The sequence below is a fragment of the Chromohalobacter israelensis DSM 3043 genome (genome assembly GCF_000055785.1).
Lineage (GTDB): Bacteria > Pseudomonadota > Gammaproteobacteria > Pseudomonadales > Halomonadaceae > Chromohalobacter > Chromohalobacter israelensis.
In genome coordinates, this window is record NC_007963.1 from 955,150 (window position 1) to 970,767 (window position 15,618).

General features: G+C 65.1%; 11 protein-coding genes. 9 read left to right on the forward strand and 2 right to left on the reverse strand.

The window, feature by feature from the left end:
- Positions 1–105: 105 nt before the first annotated feature.
- From aceE to CSAL_RS04390, 6 genes are all read left to right on the forward strand, one after another.
- Positions 106–2,796: a pyruvate dehydrogenase (acetyl-transferring), homodimeric type gene (gene aceE / locus CSAL_RS04365; protein ID WP_011506158.1), complete on the forward strand. Its 2,691-nt coding sequence runs from the start codon at positions 106–108 to the stop codon at positions 2,794–2,796.
- A gap of 156 nt (positions 2,797–2,952) precedes the next feature.
- Complete coding sequence (aceF, locus tag CSAL_RS04370; protein ID WP_011506159.1) at positions 2,953–5,040, forward strand: pyruvate dehydrogenase complex dihydrolipoyllysine-residue acetyltransferase; 2,088 nt, start codon at positions 2,953–2,955, stop codon at positions 5,038–5,040.
- A gap of 312 nt (positions 5,041–5,352) precedes the next feature.
- The gene (gene adk / locus CSAL_RS04375) at positions 5,353–6,009 is read left to right on the forward strand and encodes an adenylate kinase (protein WP_011506160.1); all 657 of its coding nucleotides are present in this window, start codon (positions 5,353–5,355) and stop codon (positions 6,007–6,009) included.
- Positions 6,010–6,156: 147 nt separating this feature from the next.
- Positions 6,157–6,843, forward strand: coding sequence for a tRNA (adenosine(37)-N6)-threonylcarbamoyltransferase complex dimerization subunit type 1 TsaB (gene tsaB, locus CSAL_RS04380; protein WP_011506161.1), 687 nt, complete (start codon positions 6,157–6,159; stop codon positions 6,841–6,843).
- An 87-nt stretch (positions 6,844–6,930) separates the two neighbouring features.
- Positions 6,931–7,728: an undecaprenyl-diphosphate phosphatase gene (locus CSAL_RS04385; protein WP_011506162.1), complete on the forward strand. Its 798-nt coding sequence runs from the start codon at positions 6,931–6,933 to the stop codon at positions 7,726–7,728.
- On the forward strand, positions 7,725–8,495 hold the full coding sequence (locus tag CSAL_RS04390) for a class I SAM-dependent methyltransferase (protein WP_011506163.1): 771 nt from the start codon (positions 7,725–7,727) through the stop codon (positions 8,493–8,495). Before CSAL_RS04385 ends, CSAL_RS04390 begins: the two co-directional genes overlap by 4 nt.
- A gap of 5 nt (positions 8,496–8,500) precedes the next feature.
- Here the strand turns inward: CSAL_RS04390 and plsB are convergent, their stop codons facing one another.
- The gene (gene plsB / locus CSAL_RS04395) at positions 8,501–10,936 is read right to left on the reverse strand and encodes a glycerol-3-phosphate 1-O-acyltransferase PlsB (RefSeq protein ID WP_043557968.1); all 2,436 of its coding nucleotides are present in this window, start codon (positions 10,934–10,936) and stop codon (positions 8,501–8,503) included.
- A gap of 142 nt (positions 10,937–11,078) precedes the next feature.
- Between plsB and CSAL_RS04400 the strand changes: the two genes are divergently transcribed.
- On the forward strand, positions 11,079–12,191 hold the full coding sequence (locus CSAL_RS04400; protein ID WP_011506165.1) for a phospholipase D-like domain-containing protein: 1,113 nt from the start codon (positions 11,079–11,081) through the stop codon (positions 12,189–12,191).
- Positions 12,192–12,198: 7 nt separating this feature from the next.
- Here CSAL_RS04400 and CSAL_RS04405 read toward each other — a convergent pair whose 3' ends face one another.
- A complete protein-coding gene (locus tag CSAL_RS04405) occupies positions 12,199–12,849 on the reverse strand; it encodes a YecA/YgfB family protein (protein ID WP_043557971.1) in 651 nt (216 codons plus the stop codon).
- Positions 12,850–12,920: 71 nt separating this feature from the next.
- Here CSAL_RS04405 and CSAL_RS04410 point away from each other — a divergent pair, with 71 nt between their 5' ends.
- Positions 12,921–13,487, forward strand: coding sequence for a SprT family zinc-dependent metalloprotease (locus tag CSAL_RS04410; RefSeq protein ID WP_011506167.1), 567 nt, complete (start codon positions 12,921–12,923; stop codon positions 13,485–13,487).
- A gap of 140 nt (positions 13,488–13,627) precedes the next feature.
- A complete protein-coding gene (gene acs, locus CSAL_RS04415) occupies positions 13,628–15,577 on the forward strand; it encodes an acetate--CoA ligase (RefSeq protein ID WP_011506168.1) in 1,950 nt (649 codons plus the stop codon).
- Positions 15,578–15,618: the final 41 nt, after the last annotated feature.

The following is a 15,618-nucleotide window of genomic DNA, read 5'->3' on the forward strand; positions in this document are numbered from 1 at the left end:
GACTCGGCCCAAAGAAGGTCGCGCCCGCACTGAAGAGCGCCACAGGCCCCATCGCGATGCGTAGACGGGCCAACCGACATACATGCTTCATTCGGAGAGACGTCTATGAGTCTGGAGGCAAGAGAAGATCTCGATCCGATCGAAACCACGGAATGGCTGGATTCCTTGGCCTCGGTCATCGAGCATGAGGGCGAAGAACGTGCTCGGTATATCATGAGTCGCCTGGCGGACCGCCTGCGTCGCGATGGCTCTTCACCGCCGTTTTCCGGGACCACGCCGCATCGCAATACCATCCCGATGCATCGTGAAGCCAAGATGCCCGGCGACATGTTCATCGAGCGCAAGATTCGCTCGGCCATTCGCTGGAACGCGATGGTGCAGGTGCTGCGCGCCAACAAGAAGCACAAGGGCCTGGGCGGTCACATTGCCAGCTACCAGTCCAGTGCGACCTTGTACGAAGTGGGCTTCAACCACTTCTTCCGCGCGGACAATGGCGATCACAAGGGCGACCTGCTGTACATCCAGGGGCACGTGACGCCGGGCATCTATGCGCGTTCCTTCCTCGAAGGCCGCCTGACCGAAGAGCAGATGGACAACTTCCGTCAGGAAGTCGACGGCGACGCGCTGCCGTCTTACCCCCACCCGTACCTGATGCCGGATTACTGGCAGTTCCCCACGGTCTCCATGGGACTGGGGCCGATCCAGGCGATCTATCAGGCTCACGTGATGAAGTACCTGCATTCGCGTGAACTCGAGGACATGAAGGACCGCAAGGTCTGGGCATTCCTGGGGGACGGCGAGTGCGACGAGCCCGAAACCCTCGGCGCGCTGCATCTGGCCAGCCGTGAAAAGCTCGACAACCTGATCTTCGTCATCAACTGCAACCTGCAGCGTCTCGATGGCCCGGTGCGTGGCAACTCGCGCATCATCGACGAGCTGGAAGGCGTCTTCCGCGGTGCCGGCTGGAACGTGATCAAGGTCGTGTGGGGCGGTCAGTGGGACCCGCTGTTCGAGCAGGACGCCAACGGCATGCTGCAAAAGCGCATGGACGAGGCGGTCGACGGCGAGTACCAGAACTACAAGGCTCAGGGCGGTGCCTACACCCGCGAGCATTTCTTCGGCAAGTACGAAGAAACCGCGGCGATGGTCAAGGACTACACCGACGAGCAGATCTTCCGTCTCAACCGGGGCGGCCACGACCCGCAGAAGGTCTATGCGGCCTACCATGAAGCGGTCAACAACGCGGGCAACCGTCCCACCGTGATCCTGGCGCACACCGTCAAGGGTTACGGCATGGGCGGCGGCAGCGGCGAAGCCGACATGGAAGCCCACCAGATCAAGTCGATGGATACCGACGCCCTCAAGGCGTTCCGCGACCGGTTCGGCATCCCGATCTCCGACAAGCAGATCGAAAGCGGCGATATTCCGTACTACAAGCCCGACGACGACAGCCCGGAGATGAAGTACCTGCATCTCCAGCGCGAGAAGCTCGGCGGCTTCTTGCCGGCACGCAAGAACGACTTCGAGGCGCTCGAGATCCCCGGGCTCGACGACAAGATGTTCGCGTCCCAGCTCAAGGGCTCCGGCGACCGTGAAGTGTCCAGCACGATGTCCTTCGTGCGCGTGCTCAACGGCTTGGTCAAGAACAAGCAGCTCGGCTCGCGGGTGGTGCCGATCATTCCCGACGAGGCGCGTACCTTCGGGATGGAGGGCATGTTCCGTCAGCTTGGCATCTACGCCGCCGAAGGCCAGAAGTACGAGCCGATGGATGCCGGTCAGATCATGTACTACCGCGAGGATCAGAAAGGCCAGATTCTCGAGGAAGGCATCACCGAAGCCGGCTCCATGTCCGCGTGGATCGCGGCGGCGACGGCGTACGCCAACCACCACCTGCCGCTGATTCCGTTCTACGTCTACTACTCGATGTTCGGCTATCAGCGTGTCGGCGACCTGGTCTGGGCCGCCGGTGACCTGCAGGCGCGTGGCTTCATGATCGGCGGTACCGCCGGGCGTACCACCATCAACGGCGAAGGCCTGCAGCACCAGGACGGCCACAGCCATATCCTGATGTCGACCGTGCCGACCTGCCGTGCCTACGACCCGTGCTATGGCCACGAGGTGGCGGTCATCCTGCAGGACGGGCTGAAGCGGATGTTCCAGGACAAGGAAAACTGCTTCTACTACCTGACCGTGATGAACGAGAACTACCCGCACCCGGAAATGCCGGAGGGCAGCGAGGAAGGCATCGTTCGCGGCATGTATCGTCTCTCGGAAGGCAAGAAGGACGGCCGCAAGAAACAGCCGCGCGTGCAGCTGTTGGGCAGCGGCACGATCCTGCGCGAAGTCGAGGCCGCCGCCGAGATGCTGGCGGAAGAGCATGGCGTGGTCGCCGACGTGTGGAGCGTGACCAGCTTCAACGAGCTGCGTCGCGAAGCGCTCGAATACGACCGCCTGCAGTTCCTCGACTACGATGAGAAGCGTGAGAAGCCGTGGGTGGTGCAGCAGCTGGATAGCGCCGAAGGGCCGGTCGTCGCCTCGACCGACTACATGAAGCTCTACGCCGACCAGATCCGCGCCTGGGTACCGAGCGACTTCCACGTGCTGGGGACCGATGGTTTCGGACGTTCCGACACGCGTGAAGCGCTGCGTCGTTTCTTCGAAGTCGACCGCTACTACGTCACCATTCAAGCGCTGCGCGCGCTGGCCAATCGCGGTGAGATCGACGTCAAGGTCGTCAACGATGCCATGAAGAAATACGGCATCGACCCCGCCAAGCCCAGCCCGCTGGTGTCTTGAGCCCCGTTGATGCCCTGGACCGAAGGGTCCCATCAGGGTGCCGTCATCGCCTAGGGGCGGTGGCGGCCATGGCCAGATTGCCTGGTCTGGTCGCGTCACCCGGTCGGCAGCGAGGACCGGAGCGACCAGACCGCCAGATTGGAAAGGAGCGCGACCTTGAGTAGCGAAATCATCAAAGTTCCCGATATCGGCGGCAGCGAAGGCGTCGAGATCATCGAGGTGACGGTGTCCGAGGGCGATGTCATCGCGCCCGAGGACACCATGATCACGCTGGAATCCGACAAGGCCAGCATGGACGTCCCCGCGCCCAAGGGCGGTAAGGTCGTCAAGGTGCTGGTCAAGGAAGGCGATACCGTCTCCGAGGGCGACGACATCCTCGAGCTCGAAGCGGAAGGCGGTGGCGACGACGCCGGTGATACCGCCTCTCAGGACGAGGAAGCGTCACAGGACGCGAGTGCCTCCGAAGAGCAGGAAATGGCGGCACCCGAAAAGGCGGCGCCGAAGAAGTCCGGCGGTGGCGGCAAGCGTACCGTCGAGGTCAAGGTGCCGGATATCGGCGGCAGTGAAGGCGTCGAGATCATCGAGGTACCGGTCAGCGAAGGCGACGAGATCGAGGCGGAAGACACCTTGATCACGCTGGAGTCCGACAAGGCGTCCATGGACGTCCCGAGCCCGTACAGTGGCAAGCTGGTCTCGCTGGCGGTCAAGGAAGGCGACAGTGTTTCCGAAGGCGATGTGATCGGCAGCATGGAGATCGCCGGCGAAGGCGGGGACGACGACGAGACCGACGCGGCACCGGCGGAAGACGACGCGAGCAGCGCCCTGGCGGAAGACGAGGCCGACGGCGATGACAGCGAAGAGGACGCAGGCGAAGGCGAGTCCGGCCGCAAGGAACTTCGCGTCCCCGATATCGGCGGCAGCGAAGGCGTCGAGATCATCGAGGTTGCCATCGGCGAAGGTGACGAGATCGGCGAGGAAGATACGCTGATCACGCTGGAGTCCGACAAGGCCTCCATGGACGTTCCCAGCCCCTACAAGGGCAAGGTGGTCGAAGTCTCGGTCAAGGAAGGCGACAGCGTTTCCGAGGGCGACCTGATCGGCTACATCGAGGTGGCCGGCACTCCGGTGGCCGGCGCGAAGAAGCCGGCCAAGAAGTCCGATGGCGGCAAGAAGTCCGGCGCCGAGAAAGCCGACGCCGGTCAGCAAAAGGCGACTGACTCCCGGCCGGCGCCGGCCAAGTCCGATGCCAAACGCGCTGCGCAGCCTGCAGGCGAGCCGAGTCCCGAGGCACGTCACAAGCACGGCGACAAGAAGACTGCCGGTGCGCACGTGCATGCCGGGCCGGCGGTCCGCATGCTGGCGCGTGAACTGGGCGTCGACCTGGCTCAGGTCACGCCCACCGGGCCCAAGAGTCGCGTACTGAAGGAAGACGTCCAGGGTTACGTCAAGAACGCCCTTCAGCAGCGCGCCAGCGGCACCGGAAGCACGGCCGCGCCGACGGACGGTGCGGGCATCCCGGCGGTGCCGGACATCGACTTCAGCCAGTTCGGCGAGGTCGAGGAAAAGCCCATGGGCCGCCTGATGAAGGCCGGTGCGGCCAACCTGCATCGCAGCTGGCTCAACGTGCCGCACGTGACCCAGTTCGACGAAGCGGACATCACCGAGCTCGAGGCCTTCCGCAAGTCGATGAAGGACGAGGCTGCCAAGCAGGACGCCAAGCTCACGCCGCTGCCGTTCCTGATCAAGGCCTGCGCCTATGCCTTGCAGAAATTCCCGCAGTTCAACGTCAGCCTGAAGAGCGACGGCGAGACCCTGGTGCAGAAGCATTACGTGCACATCGGTATCGCCGTGGATACGCCGGACGGCCTGATGGTGCCGGTGATCCGCAACGCCGATCAGAAGTCGCTGATCGAGCTGGCCAAGGAATCGGTCGAACTGGCCGGCAAGGCACAGTCGAAGAAGCTCAAGCGCGAGGAGATGACGGGCGGCTGCTTCACCATCTCCAGCCTGGGTTCCATCGGTGGGACTGCCTTCACGCCCATCGTCAACGCCCCGGAAGTCGCCATCCTCGGCGTCTCCAAGGCGCAGATGAAGCCGGTGTGGGACGGTGCGGAGTTCGCCCCAAGGCTGATGATGCCGCTGTCGCTGTCCTACGATCACCGCGCGGTCAACGGTGCGGATGCGGCGCGCTTCACGGCCTTCCTGGCCCAGGCGCTGAGCGATATTCGTCGCCTGTTGATGTAAGCGGACGCATGCGCATCTTCGGCATGCCGAAAGCGGCTCCCCTCGGGGAGCCGCTTTTTTTCGTCGGGTGCTTGACGAGAGGGGGCGTCCGGCGAGGAATACGGTCGCGACGAAAGTGCAACGCCTGGCCCAAGTCGATGAAAACAAGCGGTTTGTGCTCGATCGCGAACGGAGATCGCGGTGCGGGCGTGCTTGTGCCGCCTGAGCCGTGCAGGTATCGTCATGGGCCATTCCAGCGGCCATGACGAATGCGGGTGACATGCACCATGGTCGATAACGAAGACGGTATCCCTCGTTCAAGGAGCACTATCGATGCGTTTGATCTTGTTGGGCGCCCCGGGCGCAGGCAAGGGCACCCAGGCCCAATTCATCTGTGAGCGTTTCGACATTCCGCAGATCTCCACCGGAGATATGCTGCGTGCGGCGGTCAAGGAAGGCAGTGAACTCGGGCTCAAGGTCAAGGAGATCATGAACAGCGGCGGCCTGGTGTCCGACGATATCATCATCGCCCTGGTCAAGGAGCGCATCGCCCAGCCGGATTGTGCCAATGGCTTCCTGTTCGACGGCTTCCCGCGGACGATTCCCCAGGCCGATGCCATGAAGGAAGCCAACGTCAAGCTCGACCACGTGCTGGAAGTGGCCGTCGACGACGAGGAAATCGTCACGCGCCTGGCGGGCCGCCGTGTCCATCCCGGCTCGGGGCGCGTCTATCACGTGGACTACAATCCGCCCAAGGAAGAAGGCAAGGACGATGTCACCGGCGAAGCGCTGATCCAGCGTGACGATGACCGCGAGGCCACCGTGCGCAACCGTCTGTCGGTCTACCACGAGCAGACCGAGCCCCTGGTGCAGTACTATCGCGAGTGGGCACAGCAGGACCCGCAGACCGCGCCTGCCTACCATCGCGTGGAAGGCACCGGCAGCGTCGAGGCGATTCGCCAGCAGGTGCTGACGGCGCTCGAAGGCTGAGCGCGACCTCCAGCGTGAGCGCGGCCACGGCGCCGCGCGTATCGACGACACACGTCAAGGAAAGCGCGAAACCGCACGCGGGCCGCTTTGCCAATGGCTGGCGGCGCGTTTATAGTGCGGGCTCACTCGCTTTCCCGATGATTGCCGATGCCGACTCTTCTGGCCCTGGATGCCTCCACTAGTGCCTGTTCCTGCGCCCTGTGGCGTGACGGGCATGTCATCTCCCGCTATCAAGACGCACCGCGCCAACATACCCGGCTGTTGATGCCGATGGTCGATGACGTGCTGGCCGAGGCCGGCGCGACGCTGTCCGATCTCGATGCCCTGGCGTATGGACGGGGGCCGGGCTCGTTCACGGGACTGCGTATCGCGGCGGGCACGGCGCAGGGCTTGGCCTTCGCTCTCGATCGTCCGCTGCTCGGCATTTCCACCCTCGACGCTCTGGCGCTGGCGGCACACCGCCGCCTTCACGCCCGTTATGTGGTGGCGGCCCTGGATGCGCGCATGGACGAGATATACGCCGCTGCCTATCGCTGCCACGACGGCACGCTCGAGCCGTTGATGGCGGAGACCGTGCTGACGCCCGAGCGGTTGCGCCTGCCCGTGGCATCTCACGACGTCGACTGGGTGGGCATCGGTTCGGGCTGGGCCCTGCGCGAGCGGATGCCGGCCGAGGTCCAGGCTGCGCTGGGCCAGATCCTGAGCGAGCCGCAGCCTGCCGCCGAGGACATGGTGCAACTGGCGGCACAGGCCTGGGAAGCGGGGGAGCGTCCCGCCGCCGACGAGGCGGTCCCGGTGTACTTGCGCAATGAGGTGGCGTGGAAACGCGCCTAGGCGTTTCTTGCCCCCCGGAGAACAAGAATGGCGTGTTCGCACGCCCGTACGCAGCGTCATGAGTATCGTTGCTTCTAAGGACATTACATGGATTGGTTGCACGTCGTTGCGTTGGCCGTCATTCAAGGCCTTACCGAATTCCTGCCGATTTCATCATCCGCTCATCTGATTCTTCCCTCGCAGTTGCTGGGCTGGCCCGACCAGGGGCTGGCCTTCGATGTGGCCGTGCACGTGGGCTCCCTCGCTGCGGTGGTGCTGGCGTTTCACCGCGAGGTCGCGCATATCCTGCGTGACTGGGTGGCGCAGTGCCGAGGCGGGCCGGCAACGCCGGAAAGCCGTCTGGGCTGGGCGGTGATCGTGGGCACCCTGCCGGCCGTGGTCATCGGTTTCTTGCTGGAGAACGTCATCGAATCGTACCTGCGTGCCTCGCTGGTGATCGCGATCACCACGCTGCTCTTCGGCTTGCTGCTGTGGTGGGCGGATGTCCGGGGCAGCCGCCGGCATGCGCTGACGGCGATGACGTTGCGCAATGCGCTGATCATCGGGTTCGCCCAGGCGCTGGCGCTGATTCCCGGCACGTCGCGTTCGGGCATCACCATCACCGCCGCCCTGTTGCTGGGCTTTACCCGCCAGGCCGCCGCACGCTTCTCGTTCTTGCTGTCGATTCCCTTGATTCTCGCCGCCGGCTCGCTCAAGGGCGTCGAACTCATCGAGTCGGGGGAAGGCGTGGCGTGGGGGACGCTGGTCGCCGGGACCCTGATGTCGTTCGTGGCGGCATGGCTGTGCATCAAGCTGTTCCTGGCGGCGCTGGACCGCATCGGCATGTTGCCGTTCGTCATCTACCGTCTGATTCTGGGCATCGTCCTGCTGGTATGGGTGGCATGAGCGACGCCGTCGTCGCCGTGGGCGAGCCGCTGCGCGATCTGGCCGCGCGCCTGGGGCTTGCCTGGCAAGCCGAGGGTGATGCCACCGCTGCCTTGCGATTGGCGATGACGCCCGAGGGGCTGGCGTTGTCGGGCGAGGCACGGCACTACGGGGCGCCGATTCGGGTCGATTTCACCGCCGGCAAGGCCGCGCACCGGCGGCGCTTCGGCGGCGGTCGCGGCCAGCTGGTGGCCAAGGCGTGCGGGCTGGCACGCGGCGTGACGCCGAGCATCGTCGATGCCACGGCGGGACTGGGCCGAGACGCCTTCGTGCTGGCGACCCTGGGTGCCGAGGTGTTGTTGATCGAGCGTGTGGCGGCGATCTACGCCTTGCTCGAGGATGGCCTCGGCCGCGCGAGCGCGAATGCCGAGACCGCCGAGATCGCGGCACGCATGCGGGTGGCGCAAGGAGATGCCGCGCGTGAGTTGGCGAGCCTGGTGGCACGCCACGACATTGCGCCGCAGGTCGTGCACCTCGATCCCATGTTTCCGCATCGCGACAAGAGCGCGTTGGTCAAGAAAGAGATGCGTGTCTTCCGCGATCTGGCCGGCGACGATGACGATGCACCGCGCCTGCTGGAGGCCGCCCTGGATGTCGCCAGCCATCGGGTGGTGGTCAAGCGCCCCCGGCGTGCGCCGCCGATCGAGGGGCCGGCGCCGCATCACATGCTGGAAGGCAAGACCAGCCGCTACGACCTCTATGTCCATCGCAGCCTGAAGCCCGAGTGAAGGCGTCAGGCCTCCTGACGATGCACCAGTTGCGTCAGGCGGTGTCGCAGGCTGGGATCGAACAGCGCGCGCCCGCGCTCCTGGGCCTGCTCGAGGACGGCGTCATAACAGAGCTTGTCGCCTTCCCGCCATAACCAGCCCTGCGCCTCCAGGGTGTCGAGCAAACCGCTGAACAGGCGCTTGTCGAAGAACTCCGGTGCATTGAGCCCGGAGAGCAGCGTCAGGCGTTCGGCCAGCTGGCGGCTGTGTTCTTCCAGGGCGTCCCGCGTCAAGGTGCCGCTGCCCTCGCGCAGCAGGACGGCCAGCAGCAGATAGCCGCGCTCCAGCGTGGGCTGTACCAGCCGTCCCAGCAGGCGGAGATGCTCGCTGCTTTCCAGGTGACCGGCCGGCCGTTCCCAGTCCTGTGCGCTCTGGACCAACAGTCCTTCCGACGTGAGAGCGTCGAGGGCGCGGTGCAATCGGGCATCGAAGTCCTCGGCGGGCAGATGGAACTCATGCGCCAGCACGGGCCAGGTGGGACCGAGCAGGGCGCGCAGCTGGGCAAGGTCGAAGCGGGCGTTGTGCCGATAGGCGAAGGCGACCAGGGCCATGTCGATGAACAGGTGCAGGACGTTGTTGCGATACCAGGTCAGCAGCGTGGCCTGTTCCGGTGTGGCGAGCACCAGTTCGCCGAGCGCCTGTGGATGGCGCTCGATGAAGCCCAGGTGCGCCGCGTGCGCGATCCAGGCCTCGGGATCCCCCGTGGGCAGGGTGATGCGCTCGCCGCCTGCCAGGTGCTGTCTGAGGCGTGTCAGCAAGCGCATGTGATGCTTGAGAAGGTCGGCCTCCATGGCGTGATGCGAGGTCGCCAAAAGGCTGAGCGCTGTCAGCGAGATCGGCGTGATCGCCGCTGCCGCGTTGATGCGCTGTGCCAGCGTGGCGCCGAGCGTGGTCACCGCCTGGGTGAGCCAGTCCGGCCTGGCCTCCCGTCGATGCTCGCGCCATGCGGGCACGTGATGATCGAGAAAGCCGCTCAGTCGCAGTGGCTCGCCGATGTTGACCGTGACATGACCGTACGGCTGGCGCAGGCGCCGCACGACGCGCAAGAGGTCGAACGGCGATTCCTTCTTTTTGCGTCCGCCCCGGAGTTCCTTGAGGTAGCTGCCGCTTTCCAGCACCTTCTCGTATCCCACGTAGACGGGCACGAAGGCGACCTCGCGGCGGGGATCGCGGGCGAAGGAGCGCAGGGTCATGGCCAGCATGCCGGGGCGTGGCGTCAGCATGCGTCCGGTGCGCGAACGTCCGCCTTCGATGAAGTACTCCAGGGGGTGACCGCGCGAGATGAGGCGGTGGACGTATTCGTTGAACACGGCCGCGTAGAGGCGGTTGTCACGAAAGCTGCGGCGCAGGAAGAAGGCACCGCCTCGCCGCAGCAGCGGGCCGATCAACGGCATGTCGAGGTTGCGTCCCGCCGCGATGTGCGGCGGCATCAGCCCCTCGCGAAACAGCACGTACGAAAGCAGCAGGTAGTCGATGTGACTGCGATGGCAGGGGACGTATACCAGCTCGTGATCGCCGGCCAGTGCCTTGACGTCGTCGAGGCCATTGACGCTCACCCCGTCGTAAAGCCGATTCCAGAGCCGACGCAATAGCTGATAGAGAAACCGCAGTACCGGATACGACGTGTTGGAAGCGATTTCGCGGCCATAACGCAGGGCGCGTCGCGTTTCGCGTTCTTCACGGGTGCCGCGTGCGGTGGCGGCCTCGCGAATCGCCTGACGGACCTGCGGGCTGTCGACCACGCCGCGAATCAGCGTGTTGCGGTGGGACAGGTCCGGTCCCAGTACGCGGGCCCGCACGCGGCGAAAGTGAACGCGCAGCACGCGAGCCATCTTGCGCTGGGCGACCGGCAGCGGTCGCGTCTCGATCAGCGAGCGCAGCTGCAAGGGAGCGCCGAGGTGTACCTGCACGTGCTTGCCGTTGACCGCCATCGACAAGAGCCGGCGCAGTCGCCCTGTCCACTGCCAGCTGTCCGCGGCGAGCAGCTTCCAGAAGCCGAAATCCTTGCCCGGGGCGCGTCCCCAGAACACGCTCACCGGCACCAGTTGGATGTCCTGCTCGGGGTGTTCGGCCAGCTGTTCGAGCAAGCTGTCGAGGGCGAGCGAGCGTCGCCCGCGCACCTGGGTCAGTCCCCGGCTGAGGCGCGGCAATGCCACGCAGGCGGGAAGGCGGGCTCCGCCGAGGTCGATGTGACCGCGCGCGCGGGGCAAGCCTTCCCGGTGCGTCATCAGTTCCAGCGCCAGGGTGTCCGAGAGCGCGGGGTGGGGCAGCACGTAGATCGTGGGTCGTGTCGGGTCGAGCGGAGTGGCCTGTGCTTCGACATGGCGATATTCGAGCCAACGCCCGAGCAGGGCACGACACAGCCCGCGCAGTGGAGTGAGAAGCGTGTGAAGAACAGCCATTCGGTAGCCTTGATGGAACGCGAGGAAGCAGTATAGCCAGTCGAGATCGACTCGCCCAACGGCGCCGCTTTTCAAGGGCATGGCAAACGTGCGTCAATACTGAATCACGCGAGCCGCCGAGATCGGTCACCAAGGAGATACCATGCGCGGACGTTGGCAGGGAGGCAACCGGTTCACGTTGCTGCCGGAGGGGAAGCGATTTCTCCCCGAATTGTTTGCCGCGATCGAATCGGCGCAGCGCACGCTGTATCTCGAGCTGTACCTCATGGAATCCGGCACCCTGGCCACGCGCATGGTCGATGCCTTGTGCGCGGCGGCGCACCGTGGGGTCACGGTGCGCGTGCTGCTCGACGGCTACGGATCGATGAAACTCTCCCACGCCGATCGCCAGCGCCTGCGCGATGCCGGGGTGGCGCTGCGCTTCTTCAATCCCCTGAGCTGGCATCGCCTGGGGGGCAATTTGTCGCGCGATCACCGCAAGCTGCTGGTCGTCGACGACCGGCTGGCCTTCACGGGCGGTTTCGGTGCCGTGGATGCCTTCGTCGATGCCTGGTATGAAGTGGCCGTGCGCATCGAAGGGCCGGTGGTCGCGGACTGGATCGGCCTGTTCGCGCAGCTCTGGGAATCGCCCCTGACCCGTGGGCGCGCGGCGCGGTGTCGCTGGCCCGAACCCGCCCCCATCGCGGCGCTGCCGGACGACATGCGCGGGCGCATGATCAGCGGGCGGGGCCACCGGTATCAGGCGATTCGCCTATCGTTGCATCAGCGCATCGCCACCGCCGAACGTCGGCTGTGGTTATGTACGCCGTATTTCATGCCGACGTTCAGCCTGCGCCGTCGGCTGGTGCGGGCGGCGCGGCTGGGCGTCGATGTGCGTCTGCTGCTGCCGGGCTCGCGTCACGATCATCCCGGCATCCGTTATGCCGGGCAGCGTTTCTATGCGCGATTGCTGCGTGCGGGCGTGCGCATCTACGAGTTCCAGCCCACCTTCATCCATGCCAAGTTCGTGCTGGCCGACGACTGGACCTCGATCGGTTCGTGCAATTTCGATCACTGGAGCCTGCAGTGGAATCTGGAGGCCAATCAGGAAGTCGAGGACGTACGCTTCGCGCGCGACGTGGCAGCGCTTTTCGAACGCAACTTCGCCGCGAGCGAAGAGATCCATTGGGCGCAATGGCGTCGCCGTCCCTGGATGCAGCGCTGCCGCGAGTGGGTCTTCGGCACGCTCAACGGGTGGATGACGCGGCTGCGCTGACGATCGCCTAGCGGCGCCCCTTGCCGCCCGCGCCCCCGGCGGGTTTTTTCTTGCGCGGGGTGGGCTTGGGTTTTTCCTCGGGGACCCGGTAGTGCAGGTAAAGGTCCAGAATCAGTTCGGGCAGTTGCCTGACGAGTGCCTCGGCGCGCTCGGCGTCGCCGAGCAGCTCGCGCATGTCGGGTTCGTCGTCGAAGAGGCCCGATAGTGCCATGAAGGGCAGCAGCAGCTCCGCCACGCGGGCTTCGTCGTGTTCGAACCAGGCGCCTTCATTGAGAAACACGCCTTCCATGAAGCCGGCGCACCAGTCACCGATGGGCGTTTCTTCGGGCGGCAGGCCGCCGAGTTCCAGGTCGAAGGGCAGCTCCGGCAGGTGGCCGTGCTCGAGCGCATCGATGGCGTTTTGCTTGAGCGCTTCGCACAGGCCGAGCATCTGTTCGCGCTGCGCGGCGTCGGTGAATTGCGGCTCGCCGTGAAAGAGTTCGGCGATCCAGGTGGCCGCCGGGGTTTCGACCGGCGCGATCGCCAGGGCGACGAGAAAGCCATGCGTACCGATGAGGTCGAGAGCCTCGGGGTCGACAAGGTCGGACTCGAGGAAGTCGTCGAGGGTCTCGAGCGCTTCGTCGTCGAGCAGCGGCATGGGGGGCGACGTCTCGGACATGAAAAGCCTCTTGCAAAGGACGGTCGGTGAACGGTGGACGCATGTCGCGTTGAACGGCATTCTATCATCCCATGATGTCCGCCACCCTGCCCCCAGTCGATGCCTCCTGGCTGGCCTCGCTCGACGAGGCGACACTCCACGAGACGTTGCTCGCACGCGTCGAGGCGGCGTGGCGGGTCGCGCTGGACGTCCATCCCGATCTGCCCCGCCCTCGGGTATGGCTGGATCTGCGCGGCAAGGGCGCGGGCCAGGCGCATTTCACGCGTGGCGGGCTGCGCTTCAATCCGGTCCTGCTGCGCGAGAATCGCCAGGCGTTCATGGAAGACGTCGTGCCGCACGAGATGGCGCACTGGCTGGTCTTTCACCTCGATGGGCCGCCCACCCGTCCGCACGGTCATGAGTGGCGGACTGTCATGCAGCGCTTGTACGGGCTGCCGCCACGCACCACGCACCGTTTCGATGTCTCCCGGGCGAGTCCCGCCCCTTATGTTTACCGCTGCGGCTGCGACACCGAGCATCGTTTCTCCGCGCGGCGCCATGCTCGGGCCCGACGCGGCACGGCGTACCGCTGCCGATATTGTCGACAGCGACTGCGCTTCGTTGCGCAAAACGCTTGCAATGATGACGTAACTCAATGAATTAGAAAGAAAAATCGGTAATACCAAGGTCTAATAGGGAGCCAGGGGGGCTAGGGGTATATGCTGGTGACACATTCCTGGACGGTCACCTTGGCAAGCGTGTGGCCGATCATCCATTTCTCGACCCTTGCGAGGCAGTCATGACCGAACAGCAGAAAGTCTACCCGGTGGCGGAGGAGTTCGCCGCCAATGCCTGGGCGGATAACGAGACTTACCTGAGCCTCTATCAGCGCTCCGTCGACGATCCCGAGGGCTTCTGGGCCGAGCAGGCCGAGTCGCTGGAATGGTTCAAGACGCCGACCAAGATCAAGAACACGTCATTCGCGTCATCCAACGTGGATATCCGCTGGTTCGAGGATGGCGAACTCAATGCCTCCTACAATTGCCTCGACCGCCACCTCGAGACGCGTGGCGATCAGCCGGCGATCATCTGGGAGGGCGACGACCCGAGCCACGACAAGACCATCACCTACCGCGAGCTGCATGCTCAGGTCTGTCGGCTGGGCAACGCGCTCAAGGAGATGGGCGTCGGCAAGGGGGACACCGTCACGCTCTACATGCCGATGATCCCCGAGGCGGCGGTCGCCATGCTGGCGTGTGCCCGCATCGGGGCGGTGCACTCGGTGGTGTTCGGCGGCTTCTCGCCGGATGCCCTGGCGCAACGCGTGGTCGATGCCCAGTCTCGCGTGGTCATTACCGCCGACGAGTCGGTACGCGGCGGCAAGCACGTACCGCTCAAGGACAATGTCGATGCAGCGCTGACACGCGACGGCACCGATATCGTCGAGAAGGTGCTGGTGGTCCAGCGGACCGGCGGCGACATCGAGTGGCACGACGGTCGCGACGCCTGGTACCACGAGTGGGTCGAGCGCCAGTCGAGCGAATGCCCGGCCGAGCGGATGAACGCCGAGGATGCCTTGTTCATCCTGTATACCTCGGGCTCCACCGGCCGTCCCAAGGGGCTCAAGCATACCACCGGGGGCTATCTGCTCTACGCGGCACTGACGCACCGCTACGTGTTCGATTACCACGATGGCGAGGTGTACTGGTGCAGCGCCGACGTGGGGTGGGTGACCGGGCACAGCTACATCGTCTATGGCCCCCTGGCCAACGGCGCCACCACGCTGATGTTCGAAGGCGTGCCGAGCTATCCCTCGCACGGGCGTCTCGGCGAGATCGTCGACAAGCACGGCGTGTCGATTCTCTATACGTCGCCGACGGCGATTCGTGCCTTGATGGCGCACGGCGAGAACATCATGGACTCCAGCCGGCGCGACACTCTGCGCGTGCTGGGGTCGGTGGGCGAGCCGATCAATCCCGAGGCATGGAGCTGGTTCCACCGGGTGATCGGCAATTCGCGCTGCCCGATCGTCGATACCTGGTGGCAGACCGAGACCGGCGGGATCATGATCACGCCGCTGCCCGGTGCCACCGACCTCAAGCCGGGCTCCGCCACACGGCCGTTCTTCGGTGTTCAGCCGGCGCTGCTCGACAACGACGGCAACCTGCTCGAAGGCGCCACGTCCGGCAACCTGGTGATCCTCGACTCCTGGCCGGGGCAGGCGCGCACCATCTGGAACGACCACGAGCGTTTCGTGCAGACGTACTTCTCCGCCTATGAAGGCGTCTATTTCACGGGTGACGGCTGCCGCCGCGACGAGGACGGCTATTACTGGATCACCGGGCGCATCGACGACGTGCTCAACGTGTCCGGCCATCGCATGGGAACCGCGGAAATCGAGTCGTCCCTGGTGGCGCACAGCGCCGTGGCCGAGGCAGCCGTGGTAGGGTACCCGCACGACATCAAGGGCCAGGGCATCTATATCTACGTGACCCTGAGCGACGATGCCGAACCCAGCGAGGAATTGCGCAAGGAGCTCACCCAGTGGGTGCGCAAGGACATCGGCCCGATCGCGACGCCGGATGTCATTCAGTGGGCGCCGGGCCTGCCCAAGACGCGCTCCGGCAAGATCATGCGGCGCATTTTGCGCAAGATTGCCGCCAATGAGTGCGAAGGCCTGGGGGATACGAGTACACTGGCGGATCCGAGCGTGGTCGATGAGTTGATCGAGCACCGCGCCAATCGTTGATACGCGTTAGGGTGGGTAGCCTGCGTCGGTTCGCTCGACAC

Excerpts from the sequence above, each read along its gene's own strand:
- tsaB (WP_011506161.1), top strand. The coding sequence starts at position 6,157 with ATGCCGACTCTTCTGGCCCTGGATGCCTCCACTAGTGCCTGTTCCTGC.
- adk (WP_011506160.1), top strand. The coding sequence starts at position 5,353 with ATGCGTTTGATCTTGTTGGGCGCCCCGGGCGCAGGCAAGGGCACCCAG.
- CSAL_RS04385 (WP_011506162.1), top strand. The coding sequence starts at position 6,931 with ATGGATTGGTTGCACGTCGTTGCGTTGGCCGTCATTCAAGGCCTTACC.
- CSAL_RS04400 (WP_011506165.1), top strand. The coding sequence starts at position 11,079 with ATGCGCGGACGTTGGCAGGGAGGCAACCGGTTCACGTTGCTGCCGGAG.
- plsB (WP_043557968.1), bottom strand. The coding sequence starts at position 10,936 with ATGGCTGTTCTTCACACGCTTCTCACTCCACTGCGCGGGCTGTGTCGT.
- aceE (WP_011506158.1), top strand. The coding sequence starts at position 106 with ATGAGTCTGGAGGCAAGAGAAGATCTCGATCCGATCGAAACCACGGAA.
- CSAL_RS04410 (WP_011506167.1), top strand. The coding sequence starts at position 12,921 with ATGATGTCCGCCACCCTGCCCCCAGTCGATGCCTCCTGGCTGGCCTCG.
- CSAL_RS04390 (WP_011506163.1), top strand. The coding sequence starts at position 7,725 with ATGAGCGACGCCGTCGTCGCCGTGGGCGAGCCGCTGCGCGATCTGGCC.
- CSAL_RS04405 (WP_043557971.1), bottom strand. The coding sequence starts at position 12,849 with ATGTCCGAGACGTCGCCCCCCATGCCGCTGCTCGACGACGAAGCGCTC.
- acs (WP_011506168.1), top strand. The coding sequence starts at position 13,628 with ATGACCGAACAGCAGAAAGTCTACCCGGTGGCGGAGGAGTTCGCCGCC.